The organism is Streptomyces aurantiacus JA 4570, assembly GCF_000414115.1.
GTDB lineage: Bacteria > Actinomycetota > Actinomycetes > Streptomycetales > Streptomycetaceae > Streptomyces > Streptomyces aurantiacus_A.
The window spans coordinates 1-19,921 of the sequence record NZ_AOPZ01000142.1; the positions used below are offsets into that span (position 1 = coordinate 1).

Annotated in this window: 15 protein-coding genes and 1 pseudogene; 6 read left to right on the top strand and 10 right to left on the bottom strand. The window is 70.0% G+C overall.

From position 1 onward, the window contains the following. Positions 1–60: 60 nt before the first annotated feature. Positions 61–702 carry a TetR/AcrR family transcriptional regulator gene (locus tag STRAU_RS15735; protein WP_016641321.1) on the bottom strand — a complete coding sequence of 214 codons (642 nt, stop codon included), beginning with the start codon at positions 700–702 and terminating at the stop codon, positions 61–63. Between the two features lie 308 nt (positions 703–1,010). On the opposite strand from STRAU_RS15735, the gene STRAU_RS15740 reads away from it, so the two are divergent. From STRAU_RS15740 to STRAU_RS15755, 4 genes are all read left to right on the top strand, one after another. Further along, positions 1,011–1,994: a tetratricopeptide repeat protein gene (locus tag STRAU_RS15740; RefSeq protein ID WP_037659747.1), complete on the top strand. Its 984-nt coding sequence runs from the start codon at positions 1,011–1,013 to the stop codon at positions 1,992–1,994. Between the two features lie 687 nt (positions 1,995–2,681). Beyond that, a complete protein-coding gene (locus tag STRAU_RS15745; RefSeq protein WP_016641323.1) occupies positions 2,682–3,299 on the top strand; it encodes a DUF6230 family protein in 618 nt (205 codons plus the stop codon). 209 nt (positions 3,300–3,508) lie between these two features. Continuing rightward, positions 3,509–4,087, top strand: coding sequence for a DUF6114 domain-containing protein (locus STRAU_RS15750; RefSeq protein WP_037659750.1), 579 nt, complete (start codon positions 3,509–3,511; stop codon positions 4,085–4,087). Next, positions 4,077–5,465, top strand: a complete 1,389-nt coding sequence (locus STRAU_RS15755) for a hypothetical protein (protein ID WP_037659751.1) — start codon at positions 4,077–4,079, stop codon at positions 5,463–5,465. Before STRAU_RS15750 ends, STRAU_RS15755 begins: the two co-directional genes overlap by 11 nt. A gap of 106 nt (positions 5,466–5,571) precedes the next feature. Here STRAU_RS15755 and pyk read toward each other — a convergent pair whose 3' ends face one another. From pyk to pta, 3 genes are all read right to left on the bottom strand, one after another. Further along, positions 5,572–7,002 carry a pyruvate kinase gene (gene pyk, locus STRAU_RS15760; RefSeq protein WP_016641326.1) on the bottom strand — a complete coding sequence of 477 codons (1,431 nt, stop codon included), beginning with the start codon at positions 7,000–7,002 and terminating at the stop codon, positions 5,572–5,574. A 73-nt stretch (positions 7,003–7,075) separates the two neighbouring features. Beyond that, positions 7,076–8,296: an acetate kinase gene (locus STRAU_RS15765; RefSeq protein ID WP_016641327.1), complete on the bottom strand. Its 1,221-nt coding sequence runs from the start codon at positions 8,294–8,296 to the stop codon at positions 7,076–7,078. Beyond that, positions 8,293–10,383 carry a phosphate acetyltransferase gene (gene pta, locus STRAU_RS15770; RefSeq protein ID WP_016641328.1) on the bottom strand — a complete coding sequence of 697 codons (2,091 nt, stop codon included), beginning with the start codon at positions 10,381–10,383 and terminating at the stop codon, positions 8,293–8,295. The genes STRAU_RS15765 and pta overlap by 4 nt, the downstream gene beginning before the upstream one ends. Positions 10,384–10,606: 223 nt before the next feature. Here pta and STRAU_RS15775 point away from each other — a divergent pair, with 223 nt between their 5' ends. Then, a complete protein-coding gene (locus tag STRAU_RS15775; RefSeq protein WP_016641329.1) occupies positions 10,607–11,632 on the top strand; it encodes an ATP-dependent 6-phosphofructokinase in 1,026 nt (341 codons plus the stop codon). Between the two features lie 59 nt (positions 11,633–11,691). Here the strand turns inward: STRAU_RS15775 and STRAU_RS15780 are convergent, their stop codons facing one another. The 6 genes and pseudogenes from STRAU_RS15780 to STRAU_RS15805 form a co-directional block, all read right to left on the bottom strand. Further along, complete coding sequence (locus STRAU_RS15780) at positions 11,692–12,330, bottom strand: helix-turn-helix domain-containing protein (RefSeq protein ID WP_016641330.1); 639 nt, start codon at positions 12,328–12,330, stop codon at positions 11,692–11,694. 204 nt (positions 12,331–12,534) lie between these two features. Then, on the bottom strand, positions 12,535–13,371 hold the full coding sequence (locus tag STRAU_RS15785; RefSeq protein WP_016641331.1) for a carbohydrate ABC transporter permease: 837 nt from the start codon (positions 13,369–13,371) through the stop codon (positions 12,535–12,537). Beyond that, a complete protein-coding gene (locus STRAU_RS15790) occupies positions 13,372–14,178 on the bottom strand; it encodes a carbohydrate ABC transporter permease (protein ID WP_063890361.1) in 807 nt (268 codons plus the stop codon). It lies immediately after the preceding gene. Between the two features lie 119 nt (positions 14,179–14,297). Next, positions 14,298–15,678 (bottom strand): annotated as a pseudogene (locus STRAU_RS15795) (extracellular solute-binding protein). A gap of 131 nt (positions 15,679–15,809) precedes the next feature. Then, complete coding sequence (locus STRAU_RS15800) at positions 15,810–16,499, bottom strand: response regulator (RefSeq protein WP_016641335.1); 690 nt, start codon at positions 16,497–16,499, stop codon at positions 15,810–15,812. Beyond that, positions 16,496–18,241, bottom strand: a complete 1,746-nt coding sequence (locus STRAU_RS15805) for a sensor histidine kinase (protein ID WP_106967935.1) — start codon at positions 18,239–18,241, stop codon at positions 16,496–16,498. The genes STRAU_RS15800 and STRAU_RS15805 overlap by 4 nt, the downstream gene beginning before the upstream one ends. Before the next feature lie 178 nt (positions 18,242–18,419). Here STRAU_RS15805 and STRAU_RS15810 point away from each other — a divergent pair, with 178 nt between their 5' ends. Next, positions 18,420–19,838, top strand: a complete 1,419-nt coding sequence (locus STRAU_RS15810) for a C4-dicarboxylate transporter DctA (RefSeq protein ID WP_016641337.1) — start codon at positions 18,420–18,422, stop codon at positions 19,836–19,838. The last annotated feature ends 83 nt before the right edge of the window (positions 19,839–19,921 follow it).

Sequence of the window (19,921 nt, forward strand, 5' to 3'; positions counted from 1 at the left end):
GTGGGAGAAAAAAACCCCGTTCGCGGCGCGAGAACACCCACGGTCACCGGGGAAACCCCCTCAGGCCCCGGGGCCAGAAGCCGCCGCTGCCGCGAGACCCCCCAGAATCAGCAGCGTGAACCGGCGGGCCCACTCCCTGTCCACCGGTTCCGCGCTGACCAGAGCGCGATGCACCACCGCACCGGCGATCACGTCGAAGATGAGGTCCGCGGTGACCGCGGCGGTGGCCGCGTCGGGCTCGACGGGGAGTTCGCCGCGGGCCTGGGCGCGGGCCCGGCCGGTGAGGACGAGCCGCTTCTGGCGGTCGACGATGGACGCGCGGACGCGTTCGCGCAGCGGCTCGTCCGTCGTGGACTCGGCGACCACCGCCATCAGCGCGGTCTTCGTCTCGGGCCGCCCGAGCAGCGCGGCGAACTGCAGCACCACGCCCTCGATGTCCGCGGCCAGGCTGCCGCTGTCCGGCAGTTCGAGCTCGTCGAAGAGCTCGGCCACGGCGTCCACCACCAGCTCGCTCTTGCCCGCCCAGCGCCGGTAGAGGGTGGTCTTGGCCACCCCCGCCCGGGTGGCCACGTCGCCCATGGTCAGCTTCGTCCAGCCGAGGTCGACCAGGGCCTGCCTGGTCGCTTCGAGAATGGCGGTGTCCGCCTCTGCGCTGCGCGGTCGTCCTCCGGCGCGCGTCGGCGGTGTGTTGCGGCTCTGCATCCCGCGACCATACCGGCCAGTATGGGCGCCCTGGCCAGCAGCGAGTGAGGCAGATCACGCGACGCCCGCTGCCGCGCCCCGCGTCCGCCAGTTACGCTACGAGCCGTAGCGAAAGCTGCGTACAAGCGTACGAGCCAGACACCGCCCCAGGGGCGGCAACCACGGCGCGGGGTGGGGACCCCGTGCGACGCAGGATCCTCCTCGGGACCTGGAGGAACGAGGGGGCCGGGTTCGTCCGGCGGCACCGCGATCCGGCGGGTGCCCGCAGGCGGGCACGGTTCCCGCGCGGCTTGGGGGAGGATGTACTCATGCAGCCACGGAACATGTCCATGAGCGGAGTCGTCGACCTTGCCGCGGTGAAGGCGGCGCAGGAGGCCAAGGCGAAGGCGGAGCAGGCGCGCGCCGAAGCGGCCAGGCAGGGCGGCGGGGGTCCCGGGGCCGCGGTCTCTCCCGCGAGTCTCGTCATCGACGTCGACGAGGCGGGCTTCGAGCGTGATGTCCTGCAGCGCTCCACCGAAGTGCCCGTCGTCATCGACTTCTGGGCCGAGTGGTGCGAGCCGTGCAAGCAGCTCAGCCCGCTCCTGGAGCGCCTGACCCGCGAGTACAACGGCCGCTTCGTGCTCGCGAAGATCGACGTCGACGCGAACCAGATGCTGATGCAGCAGTTCGGGGTGCAGGGCATCCCGGCGGTCTTCGCGGTGGTGGCCGGGCAGGCCCTGCCGCTCTTCCAGGGCGCGGCCCCCGAGGCCCAGATCCGCCAGACCCTGGACCAGCTCATCCAGGTCGGCGAGGAGCGCTTCGGCCTCACGGGTCTGGCCGTCGACGCGGACGCCGAGGCCGGCGCGCCGGCCGCCGAGCCCACCGTCCCGGCCGGTCCGTACGACGCCCTGCTCGAAGCGGCCGTCCAGGCCCTGGACGCGGGCGACTTGGGCGGCGCCGTCCAGGCGTACAAGAACGTGCTGAGCGACGACCCCGGCAACACCGAGGCCAAGCTCGGCCTCGCCCAGGCCGAACTGCTCCAGCGGGTGCAGAACCTGGACCCCGCCGCCGTACGCAAGGACGCCGCCGAGAAGCCCGGCGACGCCCGGGCGCAGATCGCCGCCGCCGATCTCGACCTCGTCGGCGGCCATGTCGAGGACGCCTTCGCCCGCCTCATCGACACGGTCAAGCGCACCGCGGGCGACGACCGGGACGCCGCCCGCGTGCGGCTTCTCGAACTCTTCGAGGTGGTCGGCGGTGACGACCCGCGGGTGACCTCGGCGCGCACGGCGCTGGCGCGGGTGCTCTTCTGACGTGCCGTCGGGGCGCGTCGCCCCGGCCCGGCGTTCTGCCGGATTTGCCCCGCGCCGTTCGCTGACCAGTCGTTAAGCGTCCGGAGTCGTGGGGCTCAAGTGAAAAGTCTGTCGAGGCAGCGCCACAGTGGCCGTGCTTTACCAAATCTTGGTAAACACGGCCACTGTTACTTGGAGTAAGCCCAGAGCGTCGATCTGTCCGACTCTGTTCCTCAATCAACCGTTCTTGTCCATCTGTTGACAACACCGTCCGTCGTTGGTCGATGCCGGGCGGTGCCGGGTCGGTTATCCGGCCGTTACCAGCGAGTAACGAACCCCCTTGTGCGGGCGCCGAGAATGCACCACGATCGGCCACGCTCGGTCCATTGCCCGCAGCCCGACAGCCATTCGGGAGACGGGATTTCTGGGTCCCCACCGGGCAGGCCGACGGCGCCGTCGCCGGTCTGGGACAGGGGGGTCTCTGCCACTCCCGGCAGGGCCTGTCCAGCAAGGTTGTGCGTGATGCGTCAGGCGCGACCAGTGGTTGTCGCTCGGGGGTGATCGCCGGTGATCGAGGCGCACAGCGCGTCTGTTGGCACAGGCGCTCTCCTTACCGAGGACGTAGCACTTCTCCCATCCCCGCCCGGCTGAGCCGCCCGAGAGGGACCAGCGAGGGCCGGAGATGTACGTCCGAGAAGGAGGAAAGTCATGGAGTCCGTGGCTCGTGGCGGAACCAGATGGAAGCGGTTCGCCGTGGTCATGGTGCCGAGCGTCGCGGCGACTGCCGCGATAGGCGTGGCCCTCTCGCAGGGTGCGCTCGCGGCATCGTTCAGTGTGTCGGGTCAGCAGTTCAAGGTGACCGCAAAGCAGCTCGACGGTACGGGATTCGTCCAGTACGGGGCTATGGACAGCGGCAAGTCGGGTAACCACCCGGTCGCCGTGGTCGGCATGGATTCGGCGAAGATCACCAACCTGTGTCAGTCCGTGGTCGTTCCGGTCCCGGTCTTCGGCGACATTTCGATGGTGCTCAAGGCCGGTGGCAAGGGCAGCCCGAGAGTCGAGGCGAAGAAGCTCTACATCGACGCGGACGACCTGCGCGCCAACGCGACGTTCACCAACGTCGACATCGGTGTCTCGGTCGACCGCACGACGAAGGGCCCGGGTCCGGCCAAGGGCGACAAGTACGTCCCGGACTCGTTCGCGCAGCAGGCCGACAAGGTCCGCTTCACCGACGTCAAGCAGCGCGCGTGGGCGACCACCGCCGGCACCTTCAAGCTCTCTGGCCTCGGTATGTCGGTCAAGAAGGGCAAGCACGAGTGCTACTGAGGCAGTTGCGTCCTCGGTCACCTCAATCTCATCCGCTTCGTCTTCACCGAGGCCGTCGTTGAGGCCGCACTTGAGGCCATTGCTGTCCTAAGCCGCACTTGTTGCGCTGAACGGCCGGGCGCGGGGGCGCCACCCATTCTCAACCAGCCGTCCCCGTGCCCGAATCCGCACACACAGAACCAAACGCCATACCCGAGGAGCTGTACGACATGAGCGCCGAAGCGCAAGTGGGCCTTGGTCACAAGCTGGGTCGGGTGCGCCTTCGTTTCCGGGGGTGGCGCGGTCAGCGCCCGTTCTGGGGTGGCCTGCTGACTCTGCTCGGCGGCATCCCGATCATGTACTTCCCGTACGCGAACCTCACGCTCGGCACGATGACCATCCGGATGGCGACCACCGCCGGCGCCGGATCGCTGATCATCGGCGTGCTGCTTGTCGTGCTCGGCCTGACCATGTGGTTCCAGCCGATGTCCCGCGTGTTCGCGGGCGTGGCTGCGATTCTGCTCGCCCTGGTCTCCCTGGTGGTGTCCAACTTCGGCGGCTTCGTCATGGGCTTCCTGCTCGCCCTCGTCGGCGGTGCGCTCGGTGTCTCCTGGATGCCGACGCGGCTCGAGAAGCGGTCGAAGCGGCGCGAGAAGGCGCCGGACGCCGGAGACCTCGACGACGGGGCCCCGGAGCCCGCGGCCACGGGGGCCGCGAACGGGGTCACGCCGGTGGCGGGCGGTGCGACCGATGACTTGTCAGGATCGAGCCCGACGAACGGGACGAACGGGAGGCACCGTGCCGGCTGACGAGGCGCGCCGCGGAACTGATGCGGCCACGTCCCGCGCGAGAACGGGGCCGCGGCACGCGGCCCCGAAGAAGCCGCTGCTGACCCGGCTGCAGATGCCCGCGGGCAAGGCGATAGCCATCGCGGCCATGCCCACCGCCGTGCTCATGGGCATGGGCCTCACCCCCCAGCTCGCGCAGGCGAAGCCGGGCGTCCCCAAGAACCCCTTCCGGGACGGCCCTTGCGTCACGGCGCCGGACGAGCAGTCCGCGGAGGCGGAGCAGAAGGCCAAGGACAAGGCCGCGAAGGAGGCCGAGGAGAAGGCCGAGGCCGCGCGCAAGAAGGCCGACGAGGTCAAGGAGAAGGCCGAGGGCGCCGAAGACAAGGGCGGCAAGGACGGCGAGGCCGGCAAGGCCGGCAAGGATGACGACGGCGACAGGTCCGGGTCGACCTCGTCGCGCGCCGGTGACGACGACGGCGACAAGGCCGACGCGGACGGCGACGGCGGCGGCGAGGCGAAGGCCCCGGAGCCGGACCCCGCCCCCTCCGAGACCAAGAACCCGTTGGACCCGCTGGGTGTCGGCGACGCGCTGAAGGACCTCCTCACGCCCAAGGAGCAGGAGGAGCGGGAGGCGGCCGAGAAGGAGTCGCCCGACCCGAAGCCGTCCGAGTCCGCCGACAAGGACGCGACGGAATCCAAGGACTCCGACAACGCCACCAAGCCCGTCGGCGAGGTCCTCGACAAGGCGAAGGACGGCCTGAAGGACACCGCGGACAACGCCGAGGACGGCGTCAAGGACACCGTCGAGAAGGCCGAGGAAGCCGCCGAGAAGGCCGAGAAGGCGGCGGAGAAGGCCAAGGACAAGGCCGACCCGGAAGCCTCCGAGGACCCCATGGCGCCGGACGAGAACGGCAAGAAGCCGTTCCCGTGCGTGGTGGAGAAGAAGGTCGACGGCGACGACGAGCAGTCGCCCGCGCCGATCCCGAACCAGCCGTGGCACCTGGAGGCGAGCTCGCTGCTCCTCAAGGGCGCGGACTACAAGGGCGTCGTGAACCTGAAGATGCCCAACGGCCAGACCAAGCAGGCGCTGAAGTACATCATCAGCGGCGGCACGGACATCGGCGACCTGCACCAGATCGTCGAAGGGCCGGGCGGCAAGAAGTACCACGTCCAGGCCGCCAAGGGCTCCACGTCCACGATCCGCAACGGCGACACGACGATGTACACGGAGCGGATCTCCGGCAACCTCTTCGGCCTGATCCCGATCACCTTCGACCCGGAGCACCCGCCGCCGCTCAACCTGCCGCTGATCTACTTCACGAACGTGAAGGTCCAGCAGGCGGGCCAGTTCGGCGGCGAACTCACCGTCCCCGGCCTGCACCAGTCGATCACCGACTGAGCGGTCGGCACGGGGTCCCGAAGCCCGTTCCGGGAGCCGCAGAGCGCTGAGGGCGCCCCCTTTCGCAGGGGGCGCCCTCAGCGTCGTACGGAACGGTCGTACCGAATCAGTCCCGGTCGCCGCCGCCCAGGTGGTGGACCCGGACCATGTTGGTGGTGCCGGGGATGCCGGGGGGCGAGCCGGCCGTGATGACCATGGTGTCGCCGTCGTTGTAGCGCTGGAGCTTGAGCACCTCGGCGTCGACCAGTTCGACCATGGCGTCGGTGTTGTCCACGTGCGGCACGACGTAGGTCTCGACGCCCCAGCTCAGGGCGAGCTGGTTGCGGGTGCTGGCGTCCGTGGTGAAGGCCAGGATCGGCTGCGCCGCGCGGTAGCGGGACAGGCGGCGGGCCGTGTCGCCGGACTTGGTGAAGGCGACAAGCGCCTTGCCGTCGAGGAAGTCGGCGATCTCGCAGGCCGCGCGGGCCACCGAACCGCCCTGCGTGCGCGGCTTCTTGCCGGGCACCAGCGGCTGCAGGCCCTTGGAGAGCAGCTCGCCCTCGGCGGCGGCGACGATCTTCGACATCGTCTTGACGGTCTCGATCGGGTACGCGCCGACGCTGGACTCGGCCGACAGCATCACCGCGTCCGCGCCGTCCAGGATCGCGTTGGCGACGTCGGACGCCTCGGCGCGCGTGGGGCGGGAGTTGGTGATCATCGACTCCATCATCTGGGTCGCGACGATCACCGGCTTGGCGTTGCGGCGGCACATCTCCACGAGGCGCTTCTGCACCATCGGGACCTTTTCGAGGGGATACTCGACGGCCAGGTCGCCGCGGGCGACCATCACGCCGTCGAAGGCCGCCACGACGGCCTCCATGTTCGCCACCGCCTGCGGCTTCTCCACCTTGGCGATGACGGGGACCCGGCGGCCCTCCTCGTCCATCACCTTGTGGACGTCCTTGACGTCGCCCGCGTCCCGCACGAAGGACAGCGCCACCAGGTCGCAGCCCATCTTCAGGGCGAAGCGCAGGTCCTCGATGTCCTTCTCGGACAGGGCGGGGACGTTCACGGCCGCGCCGGGCAGGTTGATGCCCTTGTGGTCCGAGATGACGCCGCCCTCGATGACGATCGTCTTCACGCGCGGACCGTCGACCTCGGTGACCTTCAGCTCGACGTTGCCGTCGTTGATGAGGACCGGGTCGCCCTTGGTCACGTCGCCGGGCAGGCCCTTGTAGGTGGTGCCGCAGATCGACTTGTCGCCGGGCACGTCCTCGGTGGTGATGGTGAACTCGTCACCGCGCACCAGCTCGACGGGCCCCTCGGCGAAGGTCTCCAGACGGATCTTCGGGCCCTGCAGGTCGGCGAGGACACCGATCGCGCGGCCCGTCCGCTCGGCCGCGGCACGGACGCGGTCGTACCGGCCCTGGTGCTCGGCGTGCGTGCCGTGGCTGAAGTTGAAGCGGGCCACGTTCATGCCGGCCTCGATCAGCGAGACGAGCTGCTCTTCGGTGTCGACGGCGGGGCCCAGTGTGCAGACGATTTTGGAACGGCGCATGGGGCGATCCTATCGGTTTGTTTCGCTGCGGAATATTCCGTCTGGTGGAATCTACAAATGGGCGACCAGGTGCTCAGCTGTTCTTTCCGGCCAGTGCTGCCAGTGCATAAGTCTGCGTCGCGATTTCCAGTTCTTCGTCGGTCGGCACGACGGCGACCTTGACCCGCGCGTACTCCGGCGAGATCAGCCGCGGCTCGTCGCTGCGGACGCCGTTGAGGTCCCCGTCCACCGCGAGTCCCAGCTCCTCCAGGCCCGCGACGGCGGCCTCCCGCACCGGCGCCGCGTTCTCGCCGACGCCCGCCGTGAAGGCGATGGCGTCCACCCGGCCGAGTACCGCGTAGTAACCGCCGATGTACTTCTTCAGCCGGTGGATATAGATGTCGAAGGCCAGTCGTGCCTGTTCGTCGCCTTCGTCGATCCGGCGCCGGATCTCCCGCATGTCGTTGTCGCCGCACAGACCGATCAGACCGCTCTTCTTGTTGAGAAGAGTGTCGATCTCGTCGATGGACAGACCGCCGACGCGTGCCAAATGGAAAATGACGGCCGGGTCCAGGTCTCCTGAGCGCGTACCCATCACGAGCCCCTCCAAAGGCGTGAGACCCATGGAAGTGTCCACGCACTTCCCGCCCCGCACGGCGGAGGCGGACGCCCCGTTGCCGAGGTGGAGGACGATCACGTTCACGTCCTCGGGAGCCTTGCCGAGCAGCTTCGCGGTCGCCCGCGACACGTACGCGTGCGAGGTGCCGTGGAAGCCGTACCGGCGCACGCGGTGCTCGTCGGCGGTGGCCACGTCGATCGCGTAGCGGGCGGCCGACTCCGGCATCGTGGTGTGGAAGGCGGTGTCGAAGACGGCGACCTGGGGCAGGTCGGGGCGCAGCGCCCGGGCCGTGCGGATGCCGGTGATGTTGGCGGGGTTGTGCAGCGGGGCCACCGGCACCAGGCGCTCGATCTCGGCGAGCACCGCGTCGTCGATGACCGTGGGCTCGGTGAACTTCAGGCCGCCGTGCACGACCCGGTGGCCGATCGCGGCCAGCTCGGGGGAGTCCAGGCCGAGCCCGTCGGCGGCCAGCTCCTCGGCGACGGCCTTCAGCGCGGCCTCGTGGTCGGCGATCGGGCCGGTGCGCTCGCGCTCGGCGCCGTCGCCCGTCAGCGGGGTGTGCTTGAGCCGCGAGGTCTCCTCGCCGATTCGCTCGACGAGGCCCATCGCGAGGCGGCTGCTGTCCGCCATGTCGAGCAGCTGGTACTTCACCGACGAGGAGCCGGAGTTGAGGACGAGGATTCGGGAGGAGCTCACTGGGACGTTGCCTTCTGGTGCGGGGCCTGGGACTGGATCGCCGTGATGGCGACGGTGTTCACGATGTCCTGGACGAGCGCGCCGCGGGACAGGTCGTTCACGGGCTTGCGCAGGCCCTGCAGGACCGGGCCGACGGCGATCGCGCCGGCCGAGCGCTGCACGGCCTTGTAGGTGTTGTTGCCGGTGTTCAGGTCGGGGAAGATCAGCACGCTGGCCTGGCCCGCGACGTCGGAGCCCGGCAGCTTGGTGGCCGCGACGGACGGCTCGACGGCGGCGTCGTACTGGATCGGGCCCTCGATCTTCAGGTCCGGGCGCTGGCCGCGCACCAGCTCGGTGGCCTCGCGGACCTTGTCGACGTCGGCGCCCGAGCCGGACGTACCGGTGGAGTACGACAGCATCGCGATGCGCGGCTCGACGCCGAACTGCGCGGCCGTGGCGGCCGACTGGACGGCGATGTCCGCGAGCTGCTCGGCGTTCGGGTCCGGGTTGACCGCGCAGTCGCCGTACACGAGGACCTTGTCGGCCAGGCACATGAAGAAGACGGAGGAGACGATCGACGCGTCCGGCTTGGTCTTGATGATCTCGAAGGCCGGGCGGATCGTCGCCGCCGTGGAGTGCACCGAGCCCGACACCATGCCGTCGGCCAGGCCGCCCTGCACCATCAGCGTGCCGAAGTAGTTCACGTCCGCCACCACGTCGTACGCCAGCTCCACCGTCACGCCCTTGTGGGCGCGCAGGCGGGCGTACTCCTCGGCGAAGCCCTGGCGCAGCTCGGACGTCGCCGGGTCGGTGAGCTGGGCGTCCGCGAGGTCGATGCCGAGGTCCGCGGCCTTCTTGCGGATGGTCTCCACCGGGCCGAGCAGCGTCAGGTCGCACACGCCGCGGCGCAGCAGCACTTCGGCGGCGCGCAGCACGCGCTCCTCGGTGCCCTCGGGCAGCACGACGCGGCGGCGGTCGGCGCGGGCCCGCTCCAGGAGCTTGTGCTCGAACATCATCGGCGTGAGCCGGTCGCTGCCGGAGACCGAGAGGCGCTTGAGGAGGTCGGCGGTGTCCGTGTACCGCTCGAAGAGGCCGAGCGCGGTCTCCGCCTTGCGGGGCGTCGCCGCGTTCAGCTTGCCCTCCAGGGCGAAGAGCTCCTGGGCCGTCGGGAAGGAGCCCCCGGCCACGGCGACCACGGGAGTGCCGGGCGCGAGGCGGTCGGCCAGGCGCAGGATCTCCGGGCCCGGCTGCTCGTTCAGGGTCAGCAGGACGCCCGCGATGGGAGGCGTGCCGGCGCTGTGCGCGGCAAGGGCGCCCACGACCAGGTCGGCGCGGTCGCCGGGGGTCACGACCATGCAGCCCGGGGTCAGGGCGTTCAGGAAGTTCGGCAGCATGGCGCCGCCGAAGACGAAGTCGAGGGCGTCGCGGGCCAGGCCCGAGTCGTCGCCGAGCAGCACCCGGCCGCCGAGGGCGTGGGTGATCTGCGCGACGGTCGGCGCCGACAGGGCGGCCTCGTCCGGGAGGACGTAGCAGGGCACAGGGAGGCGGGCCTGAAGGCGCTCGTGGATCTCGTCGCGGTCGGCCGGGGCCACGCGGTTGGCGACCATCGCGAGGACGTCGCAGCCGAGCGACTCGTACGCGCGGTAGGCGTTGCGGGTCTCGGCGCGCACCGACTCGGCGGTCTGGTTCTTGCCGCCGACCACGGGAAGGACCGAGGCGCCGAACTCGTTCGCCAGGCGGGCGTTCAGCGACAGCTCGTCCGGGAGCTGGGTGGCGGCGAAGTCGGTGCCGAGGACAAGGACCACGTCGTACGCGCGCGCGACGGCGTGAAAACGGTCGACGAGCTGGGAGACCAGCTCGTCGGTGCCCTTCTCGGCCTGCAGCGCGGACGCCTCGTGGTAGTCCATGCCGTACACGGACGCGGGGTCCTGCGCCAGCCGGTAGCGGGCGCGAAGGAGGTCGAAGAGGCGGTCGGGTCCGTCGTGGACGAGCGGGCGGAAGACGCCCACGCGGTCGACCTGACGGGTCAGGAGCTCCATGACTCCCAGCTCGACGACCTGCCGGCCGTCGCCCCGGTCGATCCCGGTCACGTACACGCTGCGCGTCACGCGTGCTCTCCGTTTCTTCTCAGTCTCACGTCTTCGCTGGTGAGGCGGGGGAGGGCACTCCGGCAGCGCCGGAAATACACCCGATATTGTTGGCCGTGCCCTCTTGACAATACCTCTGCGGCTGGCTAAGCCGCAGGCCGGACGAAAGACGGCGGCCCCTCCGGGGCCGTGGAACAATCGGATCGGCTCACAAGGAACAGCAGCGAGCAGGAGACTCAGCGCGATGCGTATCGGAATTCTCACCGCGGGCGGCGACTGCCCGGGCCTCAACGCAGTGATCCGGTCGGTCGTGCACCGAGCGGTCACGAACTACGGCGACGAGGTCATCGGCTTCGAGGACGGGTACGCGGGCCTGCTGGACGGCCGCTACCGCACCCTGGACCTGAACGCGGTCAGCGGCATCCTGGCCCGCGGCGGAACGATCCTCGGCTCCTCCCGCCTGGAGCGCGCCCGCTTCCGCGCGGCCTGCGACAACGCCAAGGAACTGATCGAGAAGAGCGGCTTCGACGCGCTCATCCCGATCGGCGGCGAGGGCACCCTGACGGCGGCGAAGATGCTGTCGGACGCGGGCGTCCCGGTCGTCGGCGTCCCGAAGACCATCGACAACGACATCTCGTCCACGGACCGCACCTTCGGCTTCGACACCGCCGTCGGCGTCGCCACCGAGGCGATGGACCGCCTGAAGACCACCGCCGAGTCGCACCAGCGCGTCATGGTCGTCGAGGTCATGGGCCGGCACGCCGGCTGGATCGCCCTGGAGTCCGGCATGGCCGGCGGCGCCCACGGCATCTGCCTGCCCGAGCGGCCCTTCGACCCGGCCGACCTGGTCAAGCTGGTCGAGGAGCGGTTCGCGCGCGGCAAGAAGTTCGCCGTCATCTGTGTCGCCGAGGGCGCGCACCCCGCCGACGGCACCATGAACTACGGCAAGGGCGCCATCGACCAGTTCGGCCACGAGCGCTTCCAGGGCATCGGCACGGCCCTCGCCTTCGAGCTGGAGAGCCGCCTCGGCAAGGAGGCCAAGCCGGTCATCCTCGGCCACGTCCAGCGTGGCGGCACGCCGACCGCGTACGACCGCGTGCTCGCGACCCGGTTCGGCTGGCACGCCGTCGAGGCGGTGCACCGCGGGGACTTCGGGAACATGACGGCGCTGCGCGGGACGGACGTCGTGATGGTGCCGCTGGCGGAGGCGGTCACCGAGCTCAAGACGGTCCCGAAGGACCGGATGGACGAGGCGGAGTCCGTCTTCTAAGGCGACTGTGCGTTCGACCGTGCCGGTCGGTGGGTGGTTGTCGCCCTTCGGGCTCGTCCTCAAACGCCGGACGGGCTGATATTTGGCACCGTGGGCCAGAAGTGGTCCAGGATCCGGTCCAGGAAGTCGCGGCCCGCGTGCCCCGACGCGTCCGCGCCCGCCCCGCCGCCCCAGCTCAGGGTGCGCACCACGCGTGCCTGGTATTCGTCGTGCAGCTTGCGCAGCGGGCCCTCGATGTCCCGCTTCTCCACGGCGAGCAGCTTGCTGACCGGGCGTACGTAGCCCTGCCAGCGGGTCGTCACCGCGCTGCGAAGGAGTTCGGCGAGGGCGTCCGCGCGGCCCGTCACCGTGACGAAGTCGGGCAGGGGCAGGCGGAGCGTGCGTGCCAGGGCCGCGGACTGGCGGTCGCTGCCGCGCCACTCGTTGGTCTCCTCCATGCGCAGATACGCCTGGATCTCGACGCCCGCGCCGCGCGCCACGTCCTCCGGGGCGAGGCCGCGGGCCAGGCGGTGCTCGCGCAGTGTCGTCGCGGCGCCCATGAGCTCGCCCGGCGAGCACCACAACGTCGCGGCGAGCGCGGCCAGTTCGGCGGACGTCGGCGAGGCGAGGCCGCGCTCCCACGCCATGATGTGGTCCGGAGTGATGTGGGCGAGACCGTAGCTTGCCCGCATGCCGTACGCGACGTGGCCCGGCGCCATCCCCAGTGCTTCACGGAGGCGGCGCGCTGCGGGGAAGTTGAACGGAGGCGTGGGCTGGCTCGGTTGCACGGGCACACGCTATGGGTGCGCGGGGTCGGCGACTACGGTCTGTTCACACAGGGTTGCGGCTCGTACGAAAGTACGGCTGACGGGCGCCCTCCGCGCACTCTTCGCGCCCCCCTTTGTGGGGGAATTGCGGGGAAATCAGCCCTTGACGGCACCTCCCAGCGCGAACCCGCCGCCCAACCGCCGCGCGATCAGGACGTACAGCAGGATCACCGGCGTCGAGTAGATCAGCGAGAACGCCGCGAGCTGACCGTAGACGATCGCGCCCTTGCTGCCGAAGAAGTCGTTGATGCTCACCGCCGCCGGCATCTGGTCGGGGGAGAGCAGCAGCATGAAGGGGACGAAGAAGTTGCCCCACATCATGACGAAGGAGAAGACCGTCACGACGGCCACGCCCGGGCCCATCAGGGGCAGGACGATGCGGATCAGGGACTGGAAGGGCGAGGCGCCGTCCGTCCAGGCGGCCTCCTCCAGTTCCTTGGGGACGCCGTCCATGAAGTTCTTCATCAGCCAGATGGCGAACGGGAGTTGGGAGGCGGCGAAGAAGAAGATCGTGCCCTGCATGGTGTCGATGAGGTCGACGCGGACGAACAGCGCGTACACCGGGACCATGATCGCGGTGATGGGCAGGCTGGTCGCGAACAGGATGGTCAGCATGAAGGGGCGGTTCAGGCGGGACTTGTAGCGGGAGAGCGGGTAGGCGGCCAGGGCCGCGCTCACGACCGTCAGCAGGGTGCCGCCGCCGCACAGCAGCAGGCTGTTGAGCATCGGCGTGAAGGTGATCTCGTCGGTGAGGACCGCGTCGAAGTTGTCGAGCGTGATGCCGTCCGGGGCCTTCACGCCCACATCGGCCTTGGGGTCGAGTGCGGAGAGCAGCACCCAGGCGAGCGGCACCGCGAAGGCCGCTGCGACCGCCAACAGGCCGATGTCCGCGGCCAGTTTGCGACTCCTCGTACGGCGAGCGGGTGACGACACTCAGACCTCCGTGCGCAGCAGGCGCATGTAGACGAGCGAGAACAGGGATCCGACGAGGAGCAGGAGCAGGGCCACCGCCGTGCCGTAGCCGATCATGCTCTTCTGGAACGCCTGCTCGTACATGAACAGGGGGAGGGTCTGGCTGCGGTTTCCGGGACCGCCGCGCGTCATCACCCAGATCAGGCCGAAGACCGAAAGCGTCTGGAGGGTGTTGAGCATCAGGTTGGTGCCGATGGAGCGGCGGATCATCGGCAGCGTGATGTGCCACATGCGGCGCCAGCCGCTCGCGCCGTCCACCTCGGCGGCCTCGGTGATCTCCTTGGGGATCTCGTTCAGGGCGGCGGAGTACACCAGCATCGAGAACGCCGTGCCGCGCCAGACGTTCGCGAAGGACACCGCGAGGATCGGCAGCGTGTACAGCCAGTTCTGGGACGGGAGGTGGAGGAGGTCCAGGACCTCGTTGAGGGTGCCGTCCCGCCGGAAGAAGGCGTAGAGGAGGAAGCCCGCCACCACCTCCGGGAGCACCCACGCCGTGATCACGACGGCACCCGTGATCGTGCGGACCGGTTTCGACGCGCGCTGCATCAGGCTCGCCAGGGCCAGGCCCAGCGTGTTCTGCCCGACGATCGACGACAGGAACGTGAAGACCAGCGTCAGCCAGACCGCGTTGATGAAGTCCTCGTCGTCGAAGGCCGTGCGGAAGTTCTCGAAGCCGACGAAGGACTCGTGCGCCTGGCCGGTGAGCTGGAGGTCGGTGAAGGCGATGTACGCGCAGTAGCCGATGGGCCCCGCGAGGAACAGGAGCATCAGGACGACCGCGGGCGACACCGGCAGGGCCCGGGCCAGCGAGCGGGCGAGCCGCCGGTGGCCCGGGAGCCGTCGTGGGCCTGGCTCCGTCCGGCCCGCTGAACGAGCCGACGGAGCCTTCACTTCTCGATCACCTTGCCGTCGGTGGCCGATTTGACCTCGTCGTCATAGCCGCTCGCCGCCTTGTCCACCGAGCCGTCCCCGGTCGTGACCAGCTCCATCGACTCCTGCATCGCCGTCGAGACCTTCGGATACGCGGGGAACGCGGGCCGGTAGTGCGTCGAGGCGACCAGGTCGGTGAAGAACTTGATACCGGGCTGCGCCTTCACGTACTCGGGGTCCTTGGCGACGTCCGCGCGCACCGAGATGCCGGAGTTGGCGACGTACCACTTCTTCGCGTTCTCCTTCGTCTGCATCGTCTCGATGAACTTGAACGCCAGGTCGGGGTTGCCCGCCTTCGACGGGATGGCCCAGGTCCAGCCGCCCGACATGCTCACCTTGCCGGGCGCCTGGCCGTGCTGCGTGGGCATCGCCGCGAGCCCCAACTCCTTGGACCACTCCGGCCATTCGTGTCCGGAGCCCGGCAGCCAGTCCTGCGGCAGCCAGGAGCCGTCGAGGTTGATGCCGAGCTTGCCCTTGGGCAGGAAGTCGCCGCGCACCCGCGTGGCCATGTTCGGGTCGAGGGCGTCCTCGACGTCCGGGCCGAGCTTCTCCTTGTAGACGGTCTCCACGAACTTCAGGGAGTCCTTGAAGCCCTGGCTGCCCACCACCCACTTCTTCGCCTTCGGGTCGTACAGCGGGTTCTCGCCCGTGCCGTACAGCAGCATCTCCAGGCCCTGCATGGCCGAGGTCTCACCGCCGGGCTTGCCCGTGTAGACGTTCAGCGGGACGACGTCCGGCACCTTCTTCTTGATGGTGCGGGCCGCGTCGAGCAGCTCGTCCCAGTTCTTCGGCTGCCAGTCCTGCGGCAGGCCCGCCTTCTTGAAGATGTCCCGGTCGAACCAGAGCCCGCGCGTGTCCGTGCCGTCCGGCACGCCGTCCGTCCGGCACGCCGTACGTCTTGCCGTCCTCGGCCTTCGCCGCCGCCTTGGCCGTATCGATGAACTTCGGCCACTCCTTCCACTTGTTCAGATAGGGGTCGAGCGGCTTCAAGTACCCGCTGGTGATGTCGGAGTTGATGAGGAAGGTGTCCTCGTAGACCAGGTCCGGCGCGGTCTTGGGGGAGCGCAGCATCTGCTGCACCTTCGTGTAGTACTCCGCGTCCGGTGCCTTGATCGGCACCAGCTTGACCTTCTTGCCGGGGTTCGCCTTCTCGAACTGCTTCTTCATCGACTCCAGATAGGTGTCCATCACCCGGATCTGGTTGTCCATGGACTGCTTGTACGACACCTTCACGGTGTCCGGGTCGTCGCCGGAGCCGCCGCCGCACGCGGTGAGGGTGGAGGCGGCGAGCACGGCTGCCAGGAGCAGTGGGGCGGGAGCGGTGGGGCGCACGGGCACGACCTCCTACGGTCCGACGCGGCTGCGCCGCCGCACGCGGCGGCTGCCGGTGCGGTGAACGTAAGCTCGGGCTCGGACCAAGGTCAATGCCCTTGCAACGGGCTTGCGTTGCCCGGGGCCCGTCCCGTGGATCAGGCCGGCGGCAGCCAGCGGTAGATCAGTTCCGGGCGGCCCACGTGGCCGTACTGCGGGCTGCGGGCGGCGCGGCCCGTGGTCACCAGGTGCTCCAGGTAGCGGCGGGCCGTGATGCGGGACAGGCCCGTGATGTCCGCCGTCGCCGCGGCGGTACGGCCGTCGGGGGCGGCGTCCTGGAGCGTGCGGGTCACCTTCTCCAGGGTGGGGCCGCTGAGCCCTTTGGGCAGGGCGGCGGGGGCGGGGGAGCGGAGGGTGGCCAGGGCGCGGTCGACCTCGTCCTGGCCCGTCGCCTCGCCCGCGGCGGTGCGGAACTCCGCGTAGCGGGTGAGGCGGTCGCGCAGGGTCGCGAAGGTGAAGGGCTTCAGTACGTACTGGACCACGCCGAGGGAGACGCCCTCGCGGACCACCGCCAGGTCACGGGCCGACGTCACCGCGATGACGTCCGCGCGGTGGCCCGCGGCGCGCAGGGAGCGGGCGAGGGCCAGGCCGTGGCCGTCGGGGAGGTTCAGGTCCAGGAGGATCAGGTCGACGGGCGTTCTGTCCAGGGCGCGGCGGGCCTCCGCGGCGGTGTGGGCGGTGGCGGTGGCCTCGAAGCCCTCCACTCGGTTTACGTAGAGGACGTGGGCGTCGGCCGCGACGGGGTCGTCTTCGACGACTAGGACCCGGATCGGGGTGGGGTCGGTCATCTGTCGGCCTTTCCGTCTGTACGTGCGCCGGGGTGCAGGCCCGAAGTAACGGTGCCGTCGGCCTGGGGCTGTGCCCACCCGTCCCGCCCTGCGGGACGATTGCCCACAGCCGCGAGCGGAAGTGTTGCTGTGAACGTCGCTCCTCCAACTGCCGGTTCCGTCAAGGTCAGTGTCCCGCCGTGCCGTGTCACCGTCTGGTGGACCAACGACAGGCCCAGGCCGCGACCCGACGGAGCCTTCGTGCTCCAGCCGTGCTGGAAGACCGACTCCCGTTGGGACGGGTCCACGCCCGGGCCGGTGTCGGTGACGCGGAGGAGCAGGCCGCCGGACGCTCCACCGGCCGTGCGCGCCGTCACCGTGACCCGGGCCGCCGGGGAGCCCTGGGCCGCGTCCACCGCGTTGTCGATGAGGTTGCCGAGGATGGTGACCAGGTCGCGGGGCGGCAGTCCTGCGGGGAGCATGCCGTCGTCGATGCTGGTGTCGGCGGAGACGACGAGCTCCACGCCGTGCTCGTTGGCCTGGGCGGCCTTGCCGAGCAGGAGCGCGGCGAGGACGGGTTCGTTGACGGCGGCGACGACCTGGTCGGTGAGGGCCTGCGCCAGCTCCAGCTCGGCGGTGGCGAACTCCACCGCCTCGTCCGCGCGGCCCAGCTCGATCAGGGAGACGACGGTGTGCAGCCGGTTCGCGGCCTCGTGGGCCTGCGAGCGCAGCGCCCGGGTGAAGCCGCGCTCGGAGTTCAACTCGCCTGCCAGGGCCTGGAGTTCGGTGTGGTCGCGCAAGCTCACCACGGTGCCCTCGCGGTCGCCGCCGGACACCGGCGAGGTGTTCACGACGAGCACCCGGTCGGCGGTCAGATGCACCTCGTCCACCCGCGGCTCGGCGTCGAGCAGCGCGGCGGTGAGCGGCGCGGGAAGCCCGAGGTCGGTGACGTACCGGCCGACGACGCCCTCGCCCGCGCCGAGCAGCTCGCGCGCGCCGTCGTTGATGAGCGCGACGCGCCGCCGCCCGTCCAGCATCAGCAGCCCCTCGCGCACCGCGTGCAGCGTGGCCTCGTGGTAGTCGTGCATGCGGCTCAGCTCGGCGGCGTTCATGCCGTGGGTGCTGCGGCGGAGCCGGGCGTTGATCACGTACGTACCCACGGCGCCGAGCACCAGGGCGCCCGCCGCGACGCCGAGCAGCGCCACGAGCTGGCCGCGCGCCTTCTCGCTGATCTCGTCGATGGTGATGCCCGCGCTGACCAGGCCGACGATGCGGCCGTTCTCGCCGCGCCGGTCGTCCCCGCCGTCGAGTACGGGCGTGACCACGCGCACGGACGGGCCGAGGGTGCCGGTGTAGATCTCGGTGAAGGTCTGGCCCCGCAGGGCCTCCGCGGTGTGGCCGAGGAAACGCTCGCCGATGCGGTCCGGGTCGGGGTGGGTCCAGCGGATGCCGCGCGGATCCATGATCGTCACGAACGCGACGCCGGTGTGCCGCTGCACGTCGGAGGCGTACGGCTGGAGGGTGCGGGACGGGTCCTCGCCGCGGATCGCCTCGCGCACCGAGGGCGCGTCCGCCACCGCGCGGGCCGCCGCGGTGGCCTGGCGGCGCGCGGCCTCCTCCGCCTGGTGCCGGTCGCTCAGGTACGTGAACAGGGCGCAGCCCGCGACCACGACCGCCACCAGGACCACCTGCATCGCGAAGAGCTGACCGGCGAGGCTGCGGGGGCCGCGGGGTCGGCGGGGCGGACGGGGGGCCTGGGGCATGGTGCCAGTCTGCCGTGGCGGTTGTGCACGAACTAAATGAACGTAACCGTGACCGCCGTCACAGGCCAGGAGATAGTCACCCGGAATCGCCAGGACGTGAGCCGCACGACCAGCGACGACGACTAGCGGGGAGACAGACGCCAGTCGTACGCAGCGTACGTAGCCCAAGGAGGCACCCGTGGCACAGGGACAGACGGCGGTCGACGCCGCCGGTACGGGCGGACCGCCCGCGAAGCGGGACCGGACCCACTACCTCTACATCGCCGTCATCGTCGCCGTACTGATCGGCATCGCCGTCGGCTTCATCGCGCCGGACTTCGCCAAGGAGCTCAAGCCGATCGGCACCGGCTTCGTGAACCTGATCAAGATGATGATCTCGCCGATCATCTTCTGCACGATCGTGCTCGGTGTGGGCTCGGTCCGCCAGGCGGCGAAGGTCGGCAAGGTCGGCGGGCTCGCGCTCGGCTACTTCATGGCGATGTCGGTGGTGGCCCTCGCCATCGGCCTGATCGTCGGCAACATCCTGCACCCCGGCGACGGCATGGACCTGACCCCGTCGGACAAGAAGGCGGGCCACACCGCCGCCGACGAGGCGGACAAGGGCCTGGTCGACTTCGCGCTCGGCATCATCCCCAAGACGATGGTCTCCGCCTTCACCGAGGGCGAGGTGCTCCAGACCCTCCTCGTGGCCCTCCTCGTCGGCTTCGCCCTCCAGGCCATGGGCCGGACGGGCGAGCCGGTCCTGCGCGGCGTACAGCACATCCAGAAGCTGGTCTTCCGCGTGCTCGGCATGATCATGTGGGCGGCGCCGCTCGGCGCGTTCGGCGCGATGGCCGCCGTGATCGGCGAGACCGGCACGGACGCCCTGAAGGCGCTCGCCACCATCATGATCGGCTTCTACGTCACCTGCGCCCTGTTCATCCTGGTGGTGCTCGGCACGCTGCTGCGCCTGGCGACCGGCGTGAACCTCTTCAAACTGCTCAGGTACCTGGGCCGCGAGTTCCTCCTGATCCTCTCGACCTCCTCCTCGGAGTCGGCGCTGCCGCGCCTCATCGCGAAGATGGAGCACCTGGGCGTGAGCCGCCCCGTCGTCGGCATCACCGTGCCGACCGGCTACTCCTTCAACCTCGACGGCACGATGATCTACCTGACCATGGCGTCGCTCTTCATCGCCGACGCGATGGACCAGCCGCTGGGCATCGGCGAGCAGATCTCACTGCTGTTGTTCATGATGATCGCGTCCAAGGGCGCGGCGGGCGTGTCCGGTTCGGGCATCGCGGTCCTCGCGAGCGGCCTCCAGTCCCACAAGCCCGCCCTCGTCGACGGCGTCGGCCTGATCATCGGCGTCGACCGCTTCATGAGCGAGGCGCGCGCCCTCACCAACTTCGCGGGCAACGCGGTCGCCACGCTCCTGATCGGCACCTGGACGAAGGAGGTCGACCGGGAGCGGGTCGCTCTCGTCCTGGACGGGAAGCTGCCGTTCGACGAGCGGACGCTGCTGGACGATGACCACGACGGCGTGGGGCCTTCCCTGGAGAAGAAGCCTGTGCCGGAGCAGGAGGGTGTGTCGGTGGAGAAGGCGGGGGCGAAGGTGTAGGTAGGTGCCGTCCGTCGATGAGTGCCTGTGCTGGCCCTGCCGTCCGCTGACGGCAGGGCCTCGGGCTTGCGGACCGGCTTGGT